The sequence below is a fragment of the Marinomonas sp. 63XJN7_7_ISO-PGPR-S23-202 genome (assembly GCF_056173505.1).
In genome coordinates, this window is record NZ_CM149677.1 from 2,840,677 (window position 1) to 2,861,684 (window position 21,008).

Below are 21,008 nucleotides of genomic sequence, written 5' to 3' on the forward strand. Positions count from 1 at the left end.
CATTACCCCTTCGTTGCACCGAGCGTTAGACCCGCAATAAAGTGTCGTTGCATGGCAAAAAACAACATCACCGGAGGCAACGCAGCAACAATGGAGCCAGCCGAAATTAACTGCCAGGATGCCATCCACTGACCTTTCAAGGCAGCGATACCAGCGGTAATCGGGCGTACATCATCGCTTTGCACCAAGACCAAGGCCCAAAAATAATCATTCCAAACAAAGGTAAAAATGAGCACCGCCAAAGCTGCTAGCGCGGGCCTGACCAAGGGTAAGACGATATGGCGGAAAATCTTCCACTCACTCACCCCTTCTACCCTTGCCGCTTCTATCAATTCATCAGGCAAGCCCACGATGAAGTTGCGCATAAATAAGGTACAAAACCCTGTTTGAAAGGCAATATGGAATAAAATCAAACCACTGGCGGTATCATACAAGCCCATATGAATGGTTAAATCTCGTACGGGTATCATTAAAATTTGAAAGGGAACAAAATTCCCAGCGATAAAAGTCGCAAATAACCCCATACGCCCACGGAACTTAAATTTCGCCAGGGAATATCCAGCTAATGTCGACAGAGACACCGCGCCAATCACAGATGGCACCGTAATAATGATGGAGTTTAATAAATAACGCAGCATGGGAGTTTGCGTAAAGACTTGCTCATAGTTCTGAACAAGCATCCACTGGGTGGGAATCCCCCAGTAATTTCCCGCATTTAAATCTGCCGTAGAACGCGCTGAGGTTAATAACACCGCAATCAAAGGTAGGAGCCATAAAATTAAGGCAATCCAAACCGCGACACGGTAACTAATATTAAAAGGTAATGATCTTTTTTCGATTGGGGTAGGAAACATTAGGCTTTCTCACTCTTCAGCATGCGCCATAGAAAGTAGGCAATGTAGATATCCATCATCAGGAACAAGACCGTGGCAATAGCAGCGCCATAGCCCACGCGATAATTGAAAATCGACTGTTCGTACATGAAGTAAGCCAGCACACTGGAGCTACCAAATGGTCCACCAGAGGTCATGGTCGCCACTAAATCGAAACTTCGTAAAGCACCGATGACGGTAACCACAATAGCAATAAACGTCGCTGGCTTTAGCTGAGGAAGAATCACATGACGCAGCATTTTCCAGCCATAAGCACCATCTAAGCGGGCGGCTTCAATTTGATCCGGGTTGAGATTGTTTAACCCTGTGAGATACAAAATCATGCAATAGGCAATTTGCGGCCACAACCCAGCAGCAATAATGCCAAAGGTAACCACATTTGGATCCGACAAGACCGCAATCGGTTGAAAGCCAAACAATTCAATGAATTTATTGAACAGACCAAAGCTCGGATCGTAAAACCAGGAAAAGACTAAGCCAACCACCACTTGGGAGATAACGAAAGGAAAGAAGAACATGGCTTTAACAAAGCGAATGCCCATCATTTTTTGGTTTAAAAACAACGCTAGCAATAACCCAATAGGTGGCGCCAACATGAAAAAAATCAGCCAGTAGATATTATTGACAAATGCGGTCCAGAACTGACCATCCTGAAACAACTCAATATAATTACCAAAGCCAACAAAGGTTTTTTCACCAAGCCCATCCCATTGATAGAAGCTTAACCAAACACTCTGAACAATGGGGAAGAGAACGTACACTGAAAACAAAATGACGGCCGGCGCAAGAAAGGCAATCGGCATCCATTGTTGTTGTTTGCGATGCAATTTCTGCATGCTAACCCACCTCTTATTTTTATTACTATTTTTGTTAGAGTTATAACTATTTTTATTAAAATAAAGGGTCATCATTCTTGACAGACAACTCACCTAAAAAAATAATGGAATAAAGTTCCATTTTTTGCAACACTTAATAAAAAAATAATGGAACCGAGTTCCACATATAGATATAAAGATTATTAAGCTTACTTTTTGGAGAACTACCATGACAAAATCGGAGACCAAAAGCGGAGGCTCCTCTCTGGATAAAGCACTAAGCTTGCTCCAGAAGGTGTGCATGTCTGAGATACCTCTAAGATTCGCCGAGATTGTTGAAAGCGCAGATTTACCTAAAGCAACAGCCCATCGCATTTTGCTCTCACTTGTCGATAAAGGTTTATTACGCTTCGATGAAGACGCCCAAACCTACCATCCAGGGTATGGTTTATTAGAGTTAGCTCATCAGTCTTGGTCGAAAATTGATGTGAGAGACATCGCCGCCGATCAAATGAAACATCTTTGGAAGGAAACCGGTGAAACCATTCACTTAGCCGTATTAGACCGTGGTGATGTCATTTACATTGACAAACTGGAAAGCCAAAAAAGCTTACGCTTATTCTCAGCTGTTGGTAAAAAAGGCCCCGGTTATTGTACTGGCGTAGGAAAAGCCATGATGGCATTTCTAAAGGAGGAACAACTAGAAGAAGCGATAAAAGCGCAATCCTTTATTCGTCATACACCGACCACTATTACCAATGCGGACGACCTAAAAGCCAGATTGGCCGACATTCGTAAGAGCAAGATTTCACTGGATTTAGAAGAACATGAAGAAGGCATTCAATGTGCCGCATCGGTCATCTTTAACCATTTAAACGACCCCATCGCTGCGCTTAGTATCACCGCCCCGAAATTTCGAGTCGATGACGCGCGTTTCCAACACTTTCAAGCACTGGTTAAAGAAGCTTGCTTGAAAGTCTCCAATCGTATGGGGGCCATCGCCTCCGACAAGCAGTAAGGTAATTTCATGGCAACAATAACTTTAAAAAACGTCATCAAACGCTTTAATGACATCGAAACCATTCATGGGGTCAATCTAGACCTAGAAGATGGTGAATTTGTCGTCTTTGTTGGTCCATCTGGTTGTGGTAAATCAACGCTACTGCGTTTAATTGCTGGCTTAGAAGACATCACCGAAGGCTCTCTAGAGATCAATGGACAAAACATGAACCATGTTGCTCCGGCTGATCGGGGTGTTGCCATGGTATTCCAGTCCTATGCCTTGTATCCGCATATGACTGTCGAGGAAAACATGAGTTTTGGTTTGCGCATGACAGGAGGCGATCCTGAGCAAATCAAAAAGCAAGTGGCCAATGCCGCCAGCATACTGCAACTGGAGCCACTTCTTAAACGCAAACCCAAGCAGCTGTCCGGAGGCCAACGTCAACGGGTTGCCATTGGTCGCGCCATTGTACGACAACCGGATGTGTTTCTTTTTGACGAACCCTTATCTAACTTGGATGCAGAGCTTCGCGTCGACATGCGCATTCAAATAGCTAAGCTACATAATCGCTTAAAGTCATCGATGATTTACGTCACCCACGATCAAGTCGAAGCCATGACCTTAGCCGACAAAATTGTCGTACTACGCGACGGAAGAGTCGAACAGGTTGGTTCGCCACTCGAACTTTATCATAACCCAGCCAATGAGTTTGTCGCAGGTTTTATTGGCTCGCCAAAAATGAATTTTTTAGATGCAAAAGTATTGGAAATCGATGGCAACGACCTTGCCACCATTGATGTTGCAGGACAAATCATTCAATTAGAAGTGGATGGCATCAAGGTCGCGAAAAACGACCATGTAAAACTTGGCCTGAGACCTGAACATGTCAGTGAAACCACACAAAACGCCGACTTTACATTGAGTGTTAAAGTCGATGTTGCAGAGCATTTAGGTGGCACGACTTTCCTATATGGCGAACACAAGGGCCACAAACTAACCATTGAAGCCAGTGGTCAAAACTTAACTAAGAATGGCGAATCTGTTGAGGTTGGTATCAATAAACAAGACTGCTACCTTTTTAACCAAAAAGGAGAAGCGCTAATTGATCGGCCCGTGCCGGTGCGTGGTTAACAGAATAAAACCACAGTAAAACAGCAAAAAACCGACGCCATATGAAAATGCCCTCAACTGAGGGCATTTAATCGTATTATTAAGAATAGAAGCCGTTTAATTAGGCTTAAAACTCACTCAAAAAATGTTCTAGATAATGGTAGCCACGCTTAGCAACCGTTGGGTTGTACATACTACCATGGTCTGGATTGTTCGCACTTGGCAGCATAAAAGAATGCATCGTATTACCAAAATCCATAAATTGGAAATCAATGCCTAACTCTGTCCAGTAGTGCTTCGCTGACTGTGAATCTTCATCGCCGACTAAGTGATCATCATAGCCATTTAGCACCATAATTTTCACATCTCGGTTGACGTCCTCTTTGGCACCGCGATAGAAACTCATTAAGCCATGAAAACTTACAGCTCCCGCACTCCCAGTCAAATGAAGTCCTGCTTCCAGAGACAGACGTCCGCCTAAGCAAAAACCAACATGCACAATGGTTTTACCAGAAGCATTTGGGCAAGCCGCTTCCACTAATGAACGTTGCAAGTCATGTAATGGTGCCTCTTCAGAGAGCAAAACCCCCATAATGGAACGCTTATCTTCCATGGCCTCAGGGGTATTCGTACCATATAGATCCAAAGCGGTTGCAGAGTACCCAAAAGCTGCGATTTGGTCTGCAATGTCTTTTTCAAACTGTGTCAGGCCTGAAAAAGTTGGCCATATAACGACCTGAACATGTGATTTTTCCGTTGTAGCAGGATCAGCCTGATAGTGCTGACGAGTCACATTGTCGACAAAAAGAGATTGAAATGAACCGTTCATAAATTCCTCCAAAGCAATAACTTAGCTTAAACGCTAATAGCATTATGTTTTAGAGAGTGTACCTAGTCGATTTTGATTCACAAACTCACTTCGATAAATGTCGATGTATTTACGCATTTCACCCTACGGTTTTCTGGCAGATGACACAAGTCAATCAAAGAACCTGCAGCTTGAGCATCAACCGTTATCTGACGCTCGTGTGAATGACAGAAAAACATAATCACCAAATATACTAGAGTGTCGTATTGTCATCGTCAGCCCTTCGATACCATCTAGATTCGTTTGTGTTTGAACATGATGGTGCCCTTCTTCTGTGCTGACTTGCATCACATGGCTTGCTACAGATATGGGAAGAATATCGACTAATTTCAGTGAATCTGGTGTGTCCAATTCCTTATCGCCATCACGAAAGTACAAACATTGCCAATTAAGTGACCAAAAAGACATCACCATTGCAGAGTGCTCTATCATATCTTCCAATTGATTTTTGTAGAATAAGGTTTGTCTGTCGAGTGCCTTAATTCTTAATAAATTCATAACCCTCAGTTTTAAAATAGCAGGAACAATGGGCTTCACAATAAAGTCAGCAGCCCCAAGCTCTAAAGCCTTTTCTTCTATCTCACTGCCAGTGTGACTGGTAATGAACATAATGGGAGGCAAATCAGACACCTCGTAGACAGACTTAAGCTGTTCAATGAAATCCCAGCCAGTTTCTCCTTGTAACTCAATATCTAACAACACCAGATCGACTTCGTTCTTTATCAACAACTCATGGGCCTTACTAAGATGAGAGGCATAAAGCAACTCGCAATAGCCTTCTAAAACCTTTTTTACAATAAAAGCAACGGAGGGCTGGTCATCAACCAGAAGAACGATAGGGGTATGATCAAATTCTTTCGTAATCAATTTCATCCTGTGGCCTTGTCCAATCCTTAAATAGCACCTATTTTTATCATGAGTATAGTGAAGAATCCCTATGTCGCCATTAATGGATACAAAGATAAATAAAAAAAATATCGGTGCCCTAGGCAAGCTCTTTTACCATCAGCCTCTCGGTGTCGTGGCAATCTGCTGATCATAGCCTATCTCTTTTTGGCACGTAGCAGGTACCCATAGAATAAGCTTGATGCATCAAATAGTTAAAGGGTAATAAAATGGATAGCGAACAAACATACAAACTGGATTTTATCAATTACTTCAAAAATAATGGATTTAATATTAGCGACTCAACATTTGATCTGGCTTTATCTCGGTTTTTAGACTCGTTTGATACCTATAAAATGGCCTTATTCGCTTTTCAAAAGGAAGTCATGACCGCAGTAACGTATCTTGAAGAGATAAACGATCAGACAGCAAAAGGGCTGCATATATTAAAAGGTGGGTTTGCCACATTTGGCTTTATGGCACTGTCGGCTGATATGAATCATCTAGAAACACAATTAAAACACCTCCCCTCCTCAGTGGCTTCTGGCCTAGCCGAGAAAGTGAGGGAAACAAAGCAGATATGTCATGCTTTTAACAATACCGTCTCACGCTATTTTGCGAAAAACGAAGAAAAGCATAGCCAGCAGGCATCAGATCCTTCTTTTCAAACAACACCCCATGCAAACAAAATTTCTCTGGCCACAGCACCGTCAGATACCACCTCTTCGCCACTCCCTCAGCTAGGCCAGACAGAAGAAATGGACTTAGATGAAGAGCTGGTCTTTCTACTAAACCTTGTTGAGAATTGTAATTTACGTTCTTTAGATCGCTATCAGCATATTGAGGAGAGGTTAGGAAAGTTTGATTTTCCTGAAGTGAGCGCACTGAGAAGCGCCATGCAATCTATTGACTTTGACCGTGCCAAAAAAGCACTTAATTCATTGATTAAAAAAGAGTTTACATATTGAAACGTATTTCTCTCAAGATTTTTGGATTTTTGAATTTTTTTTACTAGTCTTAGGATAAGGCATTTAGCATCAATTTTGTATCACAACCAAAGACCAACAAAAAAATTACATTGTTTTAAAAAACAGAAAAAGTCCAACTAAACCGCTATTAGGATAGGATGCTTAGATCATGTTTAAAAACTGGTTTTCAACACCTGTAGATGACAGTAAAGTCGTCGTTAACAAGGATGAGCTAATTAATTTACAAGGTCAATTAGCTGCCATATCACGTTCACAAGCCATTATAGAGTTTGATTTAAAAGGAAACATCCTCTTCGCTAATGAAAACTTTTTAAATGTCCTTGGTTATACATTAGAAGAGATACAAGGTAAGCATCACAGTATTTTCGTTGACCCTCAATACTATGCCAGTGAAGACTACAAAATCTTTTGGAACAATATCGGAAAAGGCGAGTTTCAAGCAGGTGAGTTTTGTCGATACTCCAAAGAGGGCAAGCCTGTTTGGATTGAAGCAAGCTATAACCCTATTTTTGACGAAAATGGTAAACCGTATAAAGTCGTTAAATATGCCACAGACATTACTGATAAAAAGAATCAAAATGCTGATTATGAAAGTCAATTAGCAGCCATTTCCGCCTCGCAAGCCGTCATCGCATTTAAATTGGATGGCACCATTCTCGATGCCAATAAAAATTTCTTGGACACATTAGGTTACTCAATCAACGAAATTCGAGGCCAACACCACAGTTTATTTGTGGATTCTCACTACAGAAAAGGTGACGAGTATAAAAAGTTTTGGCAGGATCTATCCCAAGGTAAACATTTTGTTGGACGTTTCCCACGAGTGCATAAAAATGGCAGTGTGGTTTGGATTCAAGCGAACTACAGCCCTATTCGTGACTCTTCTGGTAAACCTTACAAAGTCGTTAAGTTTGCCTCCGATATCACTAAGGAAGTACTTGCTGAACAACAACTGCAAGAAACCATCAAACAGGTCAATTCTGCAATTGAAGCCGCTTCAGGCAAGGATTTAAGAAAGAGGATTCCCACTGAAGGTAAGTTTGAAGGGACGTTGGCGATTTCTGAGGGGGTCAATTCACTTTTCGATACCATGACGCAGATTATTGTGCAAATACGTCAGGCTTCTGAAACCGTTCACGTGAGTGCTCGTGAAATCTCCACAGGTAATAGCGACTTGTCTGTTCGTACCGAACAACAAGCAGCCAGTTTAGAAGAAACCTCCTCTACCATGGAAGAAATGACCAGTACGGTTTCACAGAATGCTAAGAACGCAAAACGAGCCAATGAACTGACCTCAAATGCGGTTTCTATCGCAACAAAAGGAGGAGAATTAATAGAGCAAGTGGTGAATACCATGTCTTCTATTAATAACTCATCACAAAAGATATCAGATATTATCGGTATGATCGATGGTATAGCATTTCAGACGAATATATTGGCATTAAACGCTGCCGTTGAGGCTGCTCGTGCAGGAGAGCAAGGGCGTGGGTTTGCCGTGGTTGCTTCAGAAGTTAGATCTTTGGCACAGCGCTCAGCCAACGCTGCCAAAGAAATTAAAGATTTAATCTCGGAATCGGCCCATAACATTAATAACGGCAATGAGCTGGTGAGTGAATCGGGTGAAACGATGCAAAACATTGTCAATGCTATCAAACAAGTGAATGACATTATGACCGAAATTGCCGATGCCTCATCAGAACAATCCATTGCACTGAATGAAGTGAGTAAAACCGTTAGCAATATGGATGAAATGACACAGCAAAACGCCGCTTTGGTAGAGGAAGCCGCTGCTGCCTCTGAAAGTTTACTCAGTCAAGCGGATCAATTAGCTGCTGACGTGAATGAGTACCAACTGAATGACAACGAGAACGACTCTCACAGTCATTTAAAGAAAATCGCTAACTTCTAATTGAGGTCGAGTTCGGTTCGCTTACCGACTCACTTGCCTAAAAACCAACTTGTTTGCCTTCAAGTTGGTTTTTTCGTCTATGGAAGAACTGCAAATTGGTAAAGGGCTTGCATGTGAGATAATGAGCTGACCTTGATGGCCTTATTTGTTTTCGCCTTTATCTTTATCGGTATCCGCTGCCGACGTATTTGAGTCAATCATCACCGCGAGCCAATGCATGCGAGGGTTCGCTTCAAAGGCCAATTTCATAATAATGGTCAGCGGGATGGATAACAACATGCCAACAGGACCAAATACCCACCCCCAAAGCAGTAATGACAAAAAGACAACTAATGTAGATAAGCCCAGTCCTTTCCCCATATAGCGTGGCTCAATTACATTACCAACCACTAAATTGACGACAGCAAAACCCGCCGCTGCTAACCCTGCAGAAAAAGCTCCTAACTGAACAAAAGCCAACATAACGGCAGGTACCGCCGCAATAATAGAGCCAATATTCGGAACAAAATTTAGCAAAAAGGCACACACGCCCCAGAGAATAGGAAAGTCCACCCCTATTGCCCACAACCAAATGGCAATCATGACCCCCGTTAGAATACTAACAAGGGTTTTAATAACCAAATAGCGATTGACCGATTCAACAAAAGAGCGAACCCCACTTAAGGATTTTTCTGCGTTGGACACGGCTAAGGTTAATTTTTTGGGCAATTCAACCACTTCAAATAAAATAAAAACAACGGTCATAATCACCAAAATAATATTGGTTAGGGCACTACCTAGACTGGTTAGCGCCTTGGTGAAGAGCTTCATAAGAGAGGACGGGTCAAGATACTCTTGAATGCGACTATCAGAAATATGAATACCAATACTATTGAGGCCAGAAAAAAGCACCTCCATTTGTTTTGCAAAGTTCTGCTTATAGGTTGGCAATTGCTCAGACAAATTATCCATTGAAGAGCCTACTAATGCGGCCAAACTTCCAATGCCAACCAACACGATCAACACCACAATCAGAATAGACAGCCATGTTGGTAACCCATATCGTCGCAATGTGGCCATAAAAGGCGCACAAATAATGGCAATAAATACTGACAACATAAACGGCACCACTATCTGCGATGCTGTTTTTAATCCCGCAATAATAATCACAAAAGCTGCTAAACCAACCAGCCAATGTGTCCCTCTATGCTGTTCACTCATGATTGACCCTACTTACCCAATGGGATAGATACTTTGTGCGTAGTCCGCAAGATCCTGCAACATAATTTGTTTCGCAGGAGTGAGATCACCAGTTTGTGCAAGATGGTTCAAATGCTCAAAAAAGGACGTCATAGTAATCGAACCTCCACCATCACTTTCCATTAAGCGAATCATTCGATATTCTTCCCACTGTTCACGTTGTTGCTCGTTCAAATACTCAGGATAATTACGACCAATATAGCGCATCAGCATTTCAGGTAAACGACGATCATCAAACGACATTTCCAATTCATTCAGCGCTTCAGGCGGGGTTGAGCGTATGGTTTCCATCCGCGCTTTATCATCCCTTGAGAAAAAACCGCCTGAATACAACATTAAATCTGGGTCATTGGGTATCGCTCGCTCTTCTTGCATAAACACATCGCGTATTTTTGCCGCCACATGAGAATGCTGTTTCAGTAACGCCAAATTACGACGACAAATATCGCCATCTAACTCCAAACGTTCAACAACCGTTTTGTCTTTTAGAAAAGTCGCTGGTGCTACCGCTGGTGATTTGTTGTAGTGAATCACTTTTAATGGCAACCGCTCTACCTCACCAAGTTCTTCTTTGGAAGTGAACACTCGATGACGAATCTCTTCTACTGACAAATCCACCAGCGGCTGTGCATCAGCCATTAAATCGTAAACAATCACACCATTTTTATTGGTTGGATGCGCGGCAAGTGGCACCACAAAAGCCGCATATTTACGCGCATGACCAAACATTCCAGAAATATGCAAAAAAGGCTTCATCCGAATAGGGTCAATGAACTGCTGAAGTTCATGTTTCTGACGCATTTTTAGATAGTAATGAAATAATTTAGGTTGTTTGTCCCTTATGAGCTTTGCCATTTCTATCGTACCATATACATCAGACAAGGCATCATGGGCTTGCTCATGGGCAATATTATTGGCTTTCGTTAAGGCTTCCAGTTTCATGGACACCTGACCCTCGTCGTCTCTTGGCCAAACAATGCCATCTGGGCGCATTGCATACGCCATACGCACCAAATCAATAATATCCCAACGTGAACAGTTGTTTTGCCATTCACGAGCATAAGGATCAATAAAGTTACGATAAAAACCATACCGCACCACTTCATCATCAAAGCGAATGGTGTTATAGCCTAAGGCACAGGTGCCTGGTTGAGACAGCTCTGCTTCAATAGCTTGCATAAATTCGGCTTCGCACAAACCTTCACGGTTAGCATCCTGCGGGGTAATCCCAGTGAGCAAACAGGCTTCAGGCTGTGGCAAGACGTCTTCTGAAAGGCGGCAATACAGCATGATGGGCTCGCCAATGGGTTGAAAATTTAAGTCCGTCCGGATGCCTGCAAATTGCATCGGCCTATCTCGTGCGGGGTCTGTTCCTGTGGTTTCAAAATCAAACCAGAAAAATGAAGTGGGTCCCGATGAGGTCACAAATAATTCCTGTTAGCCATTAAATAAAGCGGTATTATACGCATCTTATTGACTATTTGGCGATGTAAGGTGATCGATCAATGATACTCCAGACCCTTTGCCCTTGTGGCAGTACAATCCCCTACTCTGAATGCTGTGGCCTTTATCATAGTGGGACGGCTTCTGCTCCCACCGCAGAAGCTCTTATGCGTTCCCGTTACTCGGCATTTGCCATGAATAAAACGGATTATATCCTTGCCACTCAGCGCCTAGAAAAAGAGGATGAGCGAGAGACAGGAGTCGAAGAAGACTTAGATAGCAGTAATGCTCTAACCAACTGGACTCGGCTTGAGATTTTAGCAACGGAACAAGGTCAAGCCAGCGACGAGACTGGCACAGTGACCTTTCGCGCCTACTTTCAAGAAGGCGCACACAAAGGTGAACTAAGTGAAAAGTCTTGGTTTAAAAAAGAAGGGAGTCAGTGGCTGTATGTTGCAGGGGAACATGACATCAAATCAGCGTCACCTGTCAAAACCATTGCTCCTAAAATCGCTAAGCAAAAAAACATTGGCCGGAACGATCCTTGTTCCTGTGGGTCGGGAAAAAAATTCAAAAAATGTTGTGGTTAGCTCGGTGCAATTCATTCAAGAATGATGCTTTCCACTTGAGACAGAGAGCGGTTTTTCAGGGCTGACGTATCCAACCCGGGTACTTTTTCTACTGGGTAAAGGAGAAACAATGGACCTTTTTCTCGACTATCAACTGGGTTCCCGTTCACATCCATGGCCAGTAATAAGCTGTAATTGTAAGCATCACTAACCGGCAAAACGGTACTGTGCTTATTACGCCACTGTACCCGCATAATAGCACCTTTTGCTCCAACGTATTCTAAGACTTGGCGCAGCAATGGACCGGTATAGTTCTCTTCCTTTTTCGCCCATGGCGTCGAGGTGGTAGTTTCCACAATACCAATATCCGATAGCATTTGACGGTCTAAGCGAACAGTCTTGCCATCCTTTCCAGTATTGGTAATCTTGCCGCCAATCACTAAAACCACCTTCCCCTGAGGATCGGGCAACGTGATTGCTTGTGTTACGGACACGAATAGCAACATACATGCAATGAGTATTACTCTATAAACCTTACGCATAATCTCCCCCCTGAAAGAAAATAACCGACGAGGCATTATAGCAAAAAATGTGCATTTTTTATCTTATTTTTTGGTTATTTTGATTATTTATACTAGGCATATGCTAGCAAGCATCTAATAGACGTTTTATAGCAAAACAGGGGAAGTAAAGGACAACAAAAACGGGAATAAACTCAAACAATGAACAGCAAGCCAGTGAAGAGCCAACAGCCCTCCACCAGCAAATCTGACTACGGAACGGGATGACCTTGCGATGTAATCCAAATTTTAAACCAGTCGTCGTCACTTAAGACGATATTGGCGGCTTGGCAAACCGAAGCCAAACGTTCAATCTTACCTGACCCCATTACAGGGCAAATGCCCGATGGATGACGTAACAACCAAGCAATCACTACTTGATCAAAGTTTACCTTCATCGATTTTGCGATATCTGACACCACTTCTTTCACTCGAACAATGCGATCCCCATTTCCACGAAACAGTTCGCCTCCCGCTAAAGGAGACCAAGCCATAGGCGTAACCGCGTGCTGCTGTAAATGATCCAAAGTACCGTCTTCAAAAGGTGCTAGAGAAAGAGGCGACAGCTCAATTTGATTCACAATCAAAGGGGCATCTAAGCGTGATTGCAGTAAATCAAATTGCGCAGGCGTAAAATTAGACACACCAAAATGCTTGACCTTGCCAAGCGTAAACAACAGATCAAACGCCTGAGCGACCTCGTCCGCATCCATTAATGGACTAGGACGATGCAATAGTAGAGTATCGATATAGTCACACTGCAGATTGGCCAAAGAACGATCCACGCTTTCGTGTATGTGTTTGGCACGGTAATCATAACGATGTACTGATATATCGGGGCGACTCTCAGACGGCAGCAAAATCCCGCATTTAGTGACGATTTCCATCTTATCGCGCATCGCGGGCTTTTTCGCTAACGCCTCACCAAAAAATGCTTCGCAACGATAATCACCATAAATGTCCGCATGGTCAAACGTGGTTACCCCTAAATCCAAACAGGACATAATAAAGTCCAAACGTTCCGAAACAGACATATCCCACTCATGGCAACGCCAAAAACCCTGCGCAATTCGAGACCCTTCAAACCCAAGAGGATGATATTGATGACGCATAAAAGTGCCCTTATTTGTTTGAGTATCTCCTCATTCTAAACCATCACACTCAACTAACAAGTTTTGTTCAATGGTCATGACTTGCTCATCGGAAAAGAAAAACTCATCACAATTGTGCCCCTCACCAATGCGATCCACGACTAAAAAGTCTGACGTCGCCTGCAAAGCCAACAATGGATGATGCCAAGTTCCTGACCGATAATTCACGCCTTGCTCGGCGGTTGCATAAAAGAGTCGAATTTGAGAGAGATTGGGCGCATCATTCGCGCCGTTTGGCGCCACCACCACTAAGTAGGGACGACCTTGTAAAGGCATAAACGCCTGAGACCCTTTTGGATGACGCTCTAACATGCGAATCGCAATGGGAAACTCACGGGCTTGCCCACGAAAAATACTAATGCCCCCACGAGCTTCACCATCCACCTCAACTGCAGCAAGATCGTGAAAACGCTCTGTGGTTCCACCGTTAATCGCAAAAGAATGGGCAGACGCCGTCGCAGCAATCACTTCCCCAAAGGGAGCAAACGCCTCAGCCGTTAATGGCTCTAACACAAAAGGCATAGCGAATCCTTACCTAAATAGGAAGACAAAATAAGGCTTTTATACTATCTCAAAACAATAGCCAATCAGATAACAGGTTTACCAATCACTCGAATACGACTGATCCCACCATCTGGATAAATATTCACTCTTAAATGCGTCACGGGGCCGACCTCTTCCAATATATCCGTAAATAAATGCTCTTGGTCTGCACCCAGTTCGGATTTTGGCAACAACTCTTTCCAGTATAGACTTTGCGCAGGCAAAGTACTGTCTGGTAGATCGTGAATATCGGCCACCTGAATAGAGCAAGCGGCAGCGTAATTGCCTTTAAAAAAGGCTGTATCAATGACGACTTGATCAATTTCACCACGATGACCAAGGGCTAAAATCACCCAATCATTGCCTGGCTCTCGACGACGACGGGTTTCCCAGCCATCCCCCATGTTTATGCCTTTACCAGGCAAATTCAGGTTATGCATTGTGCCAAAGTGTTCATCATTAGTAGCAATAGCACGACCACCCATTTCTAGAGCCAATAGATCTACCGAACGATTTGCCAATGTACTCCAGTCAACCTCAGGTTGACCAAACACACGTAAACGGGCAATTCCCCCATCGGGATAAATGTTTAAGCGAATATGACTAAATACCTCATCATGCTCGATATCCACCAATTTTTGGTCATTACCAGCTAACGCTACGGTGTCAGTAATTGGCCACCAAACAGTGTCAACATTCGGTTCTGTGGTGCTAAAGCACGCCTCCACCAAAGCAGCAGGGGCATAATTTCCCGTAAAATGGCGCGTATCTAATTCGATTTTATTCAAACGTCCAGGTACAGCTAGCTTCACAATACAATAATCATAGCCTTCACCACGCTTGCGCCGTGTTTCCCAACCATCCATCCACTTTCCGTTATCATCGTATTTTCCAGGAATAAAAACGGGATCACTGTCTTGTAACATGCGTTCCTTAGGGGCAAAAAAATCATCATTGGCATATAACGCTTTTGCTCCTAAACGTTCAGAAGCAAGGTTAACGCCATACCATGGCTTTTGACTAAGAGACATAACAACTCCTTATGGCTTTGCCGATTCCATAAACAAAGCAAATTCAAAATTTTAAAATGAAACACGGCTCTAGCATGATCAATGCACCACGCCCCTTAACAAGGTAGGACAAGCGTACAGGGTATATGCGAGCATCGGTATTCTAGAGTTCACTACTTTTAACGGTCAGCTTTATCATGCAGTGCAGACCAATATAATACATTTGTTTCATAATAACCAAAAATAAAATTAATGACCCCATTCGATTTCTTTCCTATTTCGCTAAACGCCCCGTTTCATTCGTCTATTCTGAACAGAAACGCTAGAAAGGCTTCCCTGACGCCCTGTTTTCCTTCATTATTTGCTTACTCGCGAACTAACACGATCTAAATAATGTCTGATAAATCGATAGAACACAGAATCAAGCAAATATACGACCAACTTTCACCGACTCAGCAAAAGCTAGCCGCCTGCATTTTGAACCATCAAGGTGATATTGCGACCTACTCTGCAACAGAGCTTGCAAAATTGGCAGATGTGTCCAAGTCAGCTGTCACTCGTCTATTGCAACGTCTTGGCTATAAGGATTTCACGGAAGTCAAAAAGCAAGTGCGCGCTGCACGTCGCTGGGGGGCACCGATTGCCGATAAACAACCTGATAATCAACTGTTATCGAACCTGTTTCAGGATTATGTTAGTTGTGATCAGAACAATATCCGCCGAACCTTGGAATCCATTAATACGACACATTACCAAACCGCCATTCGTTGGATCTCACGAGCCAGCAAGGTTTACATCATTGGTTATCGAAATAACCATGCCCTTGCCTTACACTTGCGTCAGCAACTGATTCAATGCCGCCCCGATGTGCAACTCCTGCCCTTACCTGGACAAACCCTTGGTGAAGAGATCGTCGGCTTTTCCAAAGAGGATATCGTTATCATCATGGGGGTACGGAGAAGGCCTGCTTGGTTAAAAAACCACATGATTACTTTGCGCCAAAATGGTTGTCGACTGATTTACATTACCGATCATGCGGACGTTAACCCACAACAAGTTAGCGATCTGCATTTCTCTTGTGTGGTTCGAGGTGTGTCTGCCTTTGACTCTTATGCCAGCGTGATGAACTTAATCAGTATGATAGCCAGTAGCGTCTATCAAGAAAACTACGATCAGGCCAATGAGCGTATTGAAGACATCGAAAATACCTATCAAGCACTCAATGAATTAGACATGGCCGCTTTAAATAACGGTGCCATTATTGACGACTTTGATGATGACGCTTAATCCTCTTAAACAAGTCGTAATCATCGAACACATACTGACTATATAACGGACATAAAAATGAACTCAATCACACTTGGCCCCCTTTCCAAAGCCAACGGCGACATCCAGATTCCCGGCTCGAAAAGCCTTTCTAACCGTATTCTATTGTTGGCGACTTTAGCAAAAGGCACCACACGCATTACGAATTTGCTCGACAGTGACGATATCCGTCGCATGCTAGAAAGCCTAGCAAAACTTGGCGTCATTTATTCTCTAGAAGATAATGGCACCACTTGTGTTCTGGAAGGTCTGGGCGGTCCAATCCAAGCCGAGTTTGGAGACTTATTCCTAGGCAATGCTGGCACCGCCATGCGCCCACTAACAGCGGCATTGTGCCTAGGCAAAGGCGAATTCCACCTCCACGGCGAACCTCGCATGCACGAACGCCCTATTGGCGATCTTGTCGATGCTTTACAAGCATTGGGGGTCGACATTACTTATGAAGGCGAGAAAAACTACCCACCGCTTTGCATTAAAGCAAACGGTTTATCTGGCGGTGAAGTCTCCATCAAGGGCAATATCTCTAGCCAGTTCCTAACCGCTATCCTAATGAGCGCACCGATGGCGAAAGACGACCTCACCATAAAAGTGTACGGGGAGCTCGTATCCAAACCTTATATCGACATCACCTTAGATGCCATGAAACAATTTGGCGTGGAAGTGGAAAACCAAAACTACCAAGCTTTCGTTGTAAAAGGTCAACAAACTTACCAAAGCCCTGGTGAAATAATGGTCGAAGGTGATGCGTCATCTGCGTCTTACTTTTTAGCCGCTGCTGCAATAGCAGGCGGAAAAATCAAAGTTCACGGTGTCGGGTCAGACAGTGTACAAGGCGACGTTAAATTCGCTGATGTACTGGCGAAAATGGGGGCCAACATTACCTACGGTCCAACCTGGATTGAAGCAGAACGAAATGAACTAAATGGCATTGATATGGACATGAACCACATTCCGGATGCCGCCATGACCATCGCCACCACTGCTCTGTTCGCGAAAGGCCCAACTACCATTCGCAATATTTATAACTGGCGTGTCAAAGAAACTGACCGTCTATACGCCATGGCGACTGAACTGAAAAAACTCGGTGCCGATGTCATCGAAGGGGAAGACTTCATCACGGTTACACCAGTTGAGCAACTACAACATGCGGCCATCGACACCTACAACGATCACCGCATTGCCATGTGCTTCTCATTGGTGGCCTTTTCAGATACTCCCGTCACCATCAACGACCCTGGTTGTACGTCGAAAACCTTCCCAACGTATTTTGAGCTGTTTAATTCCATAGCAAGCTAAAGATAAACTGGCGTCTTTCTCTTTCACATCAGAGAAAGGCGCCATTGATGATAAGAGGCAATAGAAGGTGTTAACGATTATCCTTTTTGCAGACAGACCGTCATTTCCAGCCGTACACCTTTTTTCAGACCGTATTTTTTAAAGCCTCCTTCGCCGAGTTCCAGTACGGTTTTAGCCGGTTGCGCGGACTTGTGCAGTGTATCGGTATTAGGCTTCATATGAGCAAGGTTAATAATCATGCCATTGGCATCTAGAAAACCAGCCGTTAATGGGATCAGTGTGTTATGCATCCAAAATGCGCGAGGCGCCGCTTCTGGGTAGACGAACAACATTCCAGCCCCTGCACTTTTCCTATTAGAAAGGCCTTTCCGTCGTTGTGCATCGGTTTCAACAGTGGGAACCGCTTTTAACACGATACCATTGGAAAAATACAGGTCACAATGTTTTGTTATTACTGCGGCTTGGGTAAATGGCGTGTGGGCAAGTAAAAAAAGACCGCCTAACAACATCACTTTTTTAGATATGGATAGGTATTCCTGAGAATGAAAGCGTTTCTTGAGCATTCCAAAATTCCGCCATAAAAAGGAATCTGATTGTAAACAGACAACAAAACAACTACCAAAAGACATAAATTGATTTTAGAGTAAAACGCGGTATAAGGCATTCATTTCAGTATTTGTTGAGCATAAAAAAGCCCCAGCTTTTGACGGCTGGGGCAACACTCTCAACGACAATCGTTTAAGGACGATCACTCCTTTATTTGGCTGTGGCTTTTGGCCTACCGCCGTGCTCCAATTTTTCGATCTGCTTAGGCGTTAGCAGAGAGTACAATTCAGCACGACTTTTCGCGTATTTGATGGTCAACTGCTTGGTAAGATCTGCGCTTTGATCTGCCAGAGTGCCCACTTTTTTCATATAACCCTTTTTAGTTGGGTTTAATGCATTTAATTCTCGACGTTTCTCGTTCAACTTCATTTGCAGATTCTGAATCTGTTTGCCATCCGTACTGAATAGCTTAGACAGTTTATCCCGAGTGGCATTACTCAAACCGAGTTGTTTTGCCATTGTTTCAGCAATTTGATCACTGGTTGGGGCCGCACTGATGTGACCTTGAGTTGCAGGCTCTTTAGAAGAACTTGCAACAGCGTTGGTTGCCATTCCTGTCATAAGGGCTGCACTCAACCCAATAACGGTTAGCATTCCCGCCTTTCTACGTTTCATCATAATGGCTCCTTAAGTTATTGCTTTCCTGTATTTACTGGAATTCATTATGTCGAAATTTGCGTCAGACAGTATCAAAGAGAGTGAAACGAGATGCACAACTTGTCATGAGAATGTAAGGAAAAATGCGCATTCACGGATTTTTCCTAATAACCAAGTACGCCCAAACATATTCTTAGAATTGGCAAAGAATGGCCTGACGCTCTGTCCTTTTTATTGCACTTGAAACAACTTATACGTAAGAAAGAGCAGGATCCCAATCTTTCCAGACCACTTCCCGCCCCTGACTGCGTATCATAGCGATGATGTCAGCCACTGGCCGCTCGTCACTGATTTCAAATTGCTCAAGGGCTGCTTGAGCGTCATCAGCATAACCACCTGGTTGGGTTTTGGACTCTGCGCTCATGGTGGTAAATCCCATTCTCACCGCATGGTGACGAAACTTTGGCGACTCACGCGTTGACAAACTCATCTCCACATCCCAATCAAACAAACGCCATGCAGCAATCAATTGCACTAATTGTCGATCAGTAATAATTGACTTAGGAACTATGCCCCCTTCACAAGGGCGAATACGCGGAAACGCCACACTGAAACGACTGCGCCAATAACGCTTTTGCAAGTGTCGTAGATGATGCGCCATCATCACCGAATCCGTACGCCAGTCTTCTAACCCAAGCAAGACACCCAAACCGATTTTATGAATACTCGCCTGTCCAATGCGATCTGGGGCGTCCAATCGATAATTGAAATTGGATTTATTACCGCGCAAATGGTGTTCAAGATACGTCTTGCGACGATAGGTTTCTTGATACACCAACACACCATCCAGACCAATAGCTTGTAGTCGCTTGTACTCATCTGTATTAAGCGGCTGAACTTCCATGGAAAGCTGGCTAAATTGCGATTTAATAAGAGGAAGCATGCGCTCAAAATACGGCATAGACACCTTATTGGTTTCACCAGTCACCAAAAGGATATGATCAAAGCCTTTGTCCTTAATCGCCGTGATTTCTTTTTCTACTTGAGATTCATTCAACGTCAGGCGCTTAATGGCATTACTCATGGAAAAACCACAGTAAGTACATTCGTTCGCACACGTATTAGACAAATACAAAGGCGCGAATAAGCTTAAGGTTTTGCCAAAACGCTGCAAAGTAAGCTGTTCGCTTTTCGCCACCATTTCCAGTAAATAAGGCTCTGCTGCTGGAGAAATTAAAGCCGCAAAATCCTCCACATTCAGTTTGCTCTTGCTCAAGGCTCGCACCACATCTTGCTCGGTTTTCTCTTGATGGGATTGCGTCATGGCATGCCAGTCTGTACTTTCCACAAAATGGCTAAACTGACCTTCTACTGCGGGACTTTGTTCTAATAAGCGAATTTTATGACTGGCGAGATCTATCATGACAAGGCTCCGATAAAATCCGTCAGTGGGCTAGTCGCTTGCGCTTGTATTCGTCGCTCACCTAACCCCGATTCATAGGCAATACGCCCTGCTTCCACGGCGAGACGAAAGGCGTTAGCCATTTTGCCAGGCTGATTAGCAACGGCTATGGCGGTATTAACCAACACCGCATCCGCTCCGATTTCCATAGCCAACGCCGCATCCGACGGCGCGCCAATGCCGGCATCGACAATCACAGGCACTCTACTTTGCTCAATAATGATTTCCAAAAATGGACGGCTTGCTAACCCCATATTAGAACCAATGGGCGAACCCAATGGCATCACACACTGGCAGCCTATTTCTTCTAGCCGTTTACACAATACGGGGTCAGCATGAACATAAGGCATCACCACAAAGCCTTTTTTGATCAACGCTTCTGCCGCCAATAATGTCTCCATACCATCCGGCATTAAATAACGTGGATCAGGATGAATTTCTAACTTTACCCAGTTGGTTTCTAATGCTTCTCTGGCCAGTTCAGCCGCAAAAACGGCTTCTTTCGCAGTGCGTGCGCCAGAGGTATTGGGTAACAGTTTGATTCCCTTCTTTTGCAAGGGTGGGAGAATATTGTCCGTTTGATGTTTTAAATCCATACGGCGCAAGGACAAGGTCACCAGTTCACTTTCACTGGCGGTAATCGAGTCCATCATAGCATCGGCACTGGCGTACTTGCCTGTGCCAGTAAAAAGTCGAGATTGAAATTCGTGTCCGGCAATCAGTAAAGACGGCAT

At 43.8% G+C, this 21,008-nt stretch carries 21 protein-coding genes; 7 read left to right on the forward strand and 14 right to left on the reverse strand.

From position 1 onward, the window contains the following. Positions 1 to 2 precede the first annotated feature (2 nt). A complete protein-coding gene (locus AC0VYG_RS13165; RefSeq protein ID WP_475428452.1) occupies positions 3 to 854 on the reverse strand; it encodes a carbohydrate ABC transporter permease in 852 nt (283 codons plus the stop codon). Then, positions 854 to 1,729 carry a carbohydrate ABC transporter permease gene (locus AC0VYG_RS13170; protein ID WP_475428453.1) on the reverse strand — a complete coding sequence of 292 codons (876 nt, stop codon included), beginning with the start codon at positions 1,727 to 1,729 and terminating at the stop codon, positions 854 to 856. The genes AC0VYG_RS13165 and AC0VYG_RS13170 overlap by 1 nt, the downstream gene beginning before the upstream one ends. A gap of 208 nt (positions 1,730 to 1,937) precedes the next feature. Between AC0VYG_RS13170 and AC0VYG_RS13175 the strand changes: the two genes are divergently transcribed. After that, on the forward strand, positions 1,938 to 2,726 hold the full coding sequence (locus AC0VYG_RS13175) for an IclR family transcriptional regulator (RefSeq protein ID WP_475428454.1): 789 nt from the start codon (positions 1,938 to 1,940) through the stop codon (positions 2,724 to 2,726). A 9-nt stretch (positions 2,727 to 2,735) separates the two neighbouring features. After that, entirely contained in the window at positions 2,736 to 3,842 is a 1,107-nt protein-coding gene (locus AC0VYG_RS13180) for an ABC transporter ATP-binding protein (protein ID WP_475428455.1), read from the forward strand. A gap of 106 nt (positions 3,843 to 3,948) precedes the next feature. Here the strand turns inward: AC0VYG_RS13180 and AC0VYG_RS13185 are convergent, their stop codons facing one another. Both AC0VYG_RS13185 and AC0VYG_RS13190 read right to left on the reverse strand, forming a co-directional pair. Next, a complete protein-coding gene (locus AC0VYG_RS13185) occupies positions 3,949 to 4,650 on the reverse strand; it encodes a dienelactone hydrolase family protein (RefSeq protein ID WP_475428456.1) in 702 nt (233 codons plus the stop codon). 177 nt (positions 4,651 to 4,827) lie between these two features. Beyond that, positions 4,828 to 5,562 carry a response regulator gene (locus AC0VYG_RS13190; RefSeq protein WP_475428457.1) on the reverse strand — a complete coding sequence of 245 codons (735 nt, stop codon included), beginning with the start codon at positions 5,560 to 5,562 and terminating at the stop codon, positions 4,828 to 4,830. Positions 5,563 to 5,804: 242 nt separating this feature from the next. On the opposite strand from AC0VYG_RS13190, the gene AC0VYG_RS13195 reads away from it, so the two are divergent. Both AC0VYG_RS13195 and AC0VYG_RS13200 read left to right on the forward strand, forming a co-directional pair. Beyond that, the gene (locus tag AC0VYG_RS13195) at positions 5,805 to 6,542 is read left to right on the forward strand and encodes a hypothetical protein (RefSeq protein WP_475428458.1); all 738 of its coding nucleotides are present in this window, start codon (positions 5,805 to 5,807) and stop codon (positions 6,540 to 6,542) included. A 169-nt stretch (positions 6,543 to 6,711) separates the two neighbouring features. Beyond that, positions 6,712 to 8,472, forward strand: a complete 1,761-nt coding sequence (locus AC0VYG_RS13200; protein WP_475449859.1) for a methyl-accepting chemotaxis protein — start codon at positions 6,712 to 6,714, stop codon at positions 8,470 to 8,472. Positions 8,473 to 8,613: 141 nt separating this feature from the next. Here the strand turns inward: AC0VYG_RS13200 and AC0VYG_RS13205 are convergent, their stop codons facing one another. Both AC0VYG_RS13205 and sbcB read right to left on the reverse strand, forming a co-directional pair. Then, positions 8,614 to 9,672, reverse strand: coding sequence for an AI-2E family transporter (locus AC0VYG_RS13205; protein WP_475428459.1), 1,059 nt, complete (start codon positions 9,670 to 9,672; stop codon positions 8,614 to 8,616). A gap of 12 nt (positions 9,673 to 9,684) precedes the next feature. Beyond that, complete coding sequence (gene sbcB / locus AC0VYG_RS13210) at positions 9,685 to 11,136, reverse strand: exodeoxyribonuclease I (RefSeq protein WP_475428460.1); 1,452 nt, start codon at positions 11,134 to 11,136, stop codon at positions 9,685 to 9,687. Positions 11,137 to 11,216: 80 nt separating this feature from the next. Here sbcB and AC0VYG_RS13215 point away from each other — a divergent pair, with 80 nt between their 5' ends. Then, the gene (locus AC0VYG_RS13215) at positions 11,217 to 11,744 is read left to right on the forward strand and encodes a YchJ family protein (RefSeq protein ID WP_475428461.1); all 528 of its coding nucleotides are present in this window, start codon (positions 11,217 to 11,219) and stop codon (positions 11,742 to 11,744) included. Between the two features lie 11 nt (positions 11,745 to 11,755). Here the strand turns inward: AC0VYG_RS13215 and AC0VYG_RS13220 are convergent, their stop codons facing one another. The 4 genes from AC0VYG_RS13220 to alc all read right to left on the reverse strand — a co-directional run bounded on the left by AC0VYG_RS13220 (position 11,756) and on the right by alc (position 15,008). Then, the gene (locus tag AC0VYG_RS13220; protein ID WP_475428462.1) at positions 11,756 to 12,265 is read right to left on the reverse strand and encodes a putative pterin-binding protein; all 510 of its coding nucleotides are present in this window, start codon (positions 12,263 to 12,265) and stop codon (positions 11,756 to 11,758) included. Positions 12,266 to 12,495: 230 nt separating this feature from the next. Then, positions 12,496 to 13,395 (reverse strand): aldo/keto reductase, encoded by a 900-nt coding sequence (locus AC0VYG_RS13225; protein ID WP_475428463.1) that lies wholly within the window; start codon positions 13,393 to 13,395, stop codon positions 12,496 to 12,498. A gap of 30 nt (positions 13,396 to 13,425) precedes the next feature. Then, positions 13,426 to 13,956 (reverse strand): ureidoglycolate lyase, encoded by a 531-nt coding sequence (locus tag AC0VYG_RS13230; RefSeq protein WP_475428464.1) that lies wholly within the window; start codon positions 13,954 to 13,956, stop codon positions 13,426 to 13,428. A 65-nt stretch (positions 13,957 to 14,021) separates the two neighbouring features. Continuing rightward, positions 14,022 to 15,008, reverse strand: coding sequence for an allantoicase (gene alc, locus AC0VYG_RS13235; protein WP_475428465.1), 987 nt, complete (start codon positions 15,006 to 15,008; stop codon positions 14,022 to 14,024). Between the two features lie 372 nt (positions 15,009 to 15,380). Between alc and AC0VYG_RS13240 the strand changes: the two genes are divergently transcribed. Both AC0VYG_RS13240 and aroA read left to right on the forward strand, forming a co-directional pair. After that, on the forward strand, positions 15,381 to 16,274 hold the full coding sequence (locus tag AC0VYG_RS13240; RefSeq protein ID WP_067014746.1) for a MurR/RpiR family transcriptional regulator: 894 nt from the start codon (positions 15,381 to 15,383) through the stop codon (positions 16,272 to 16,274). Between the two features lie 57 nt (positions 16,275 to 16,331). Further along, positions 16,332 to 17,609, forward strand: a complete 1,278-nt coding sequence (gene aroA, locus AC0VYG_RS13245) for a 3-phosphoshikimate 1-carboxyvinyltransferase (RefSeq protein ID WP_475428466.1) — start codon at positions 16,332 to 16,334, stop codon at positions 17,607 to 17,609. Positions 17,610 to 17,686: 77 nt separating this feature from the next. Here aroA and AC0VYG_RS13250 read toward each other — a convergent pair whose 3' ends face one another. The 4 genes from AC0VYG_RS13250 to AC0VYG_RS13265 all read right to left on the reverse strand — a co-directional run bounded on the left by AC0VYG_RS13250 (position 17,687) and on the right by AC0VYG_RS13265 (position 21,008). Next, positions 17,687 to 18,172 (reverse strand): DUF192 domain-containing protein, encoded by a 486-nt coding sequence (locus AC0VYG_RS13250; RefSeq protein ID WP_475428467.1) that lies wholly within the window; start codon positions 18,170 to 18,172, stop codon positions 17,687 to 17,689. Between the two features lie 193 nt (positions 18,173 to 18,365). Then, positions 18,366 to 18,833, reverse strand: a complete 468-nt coding sequence (locus tag AC0VYG_RS13255) for a Spy/CpxP family protein refolding chaperone (protein ID WP_475428468.1) — start codon at positions 18,831 to 18,833, stop codon at positions 18,366 to 18,368. Positions 18,834 to 19,062: 229 nt separating this feature from the next. Then, positions 19,063 to 20,235 (reverse strand): 2-iminoacetate synthase ThiH, encoded by a 1,173-nt coding sequence (thiH, locus tag AC0VYG_RS13260; protein ID WP_475428469.1) that lies wholly within the window; start codon positions 20,233 to 20,235, stop codon positions 19,063 to 19,065. Then, on the reverse strand, positions 20,232 to 21,008 hold the full coding sequence (locus AC0VYG_RS13265) for a thiazole synthase (RefSeq protein ID WP_475428470.1): 777 nt from the start codon (positions 21,006 to 21,008) through the stop codon (positions 20,232 to 20,234). Before AC0VYG_RS13265 ends, thiH begins: the two co-directional genes overlap by 4 nt.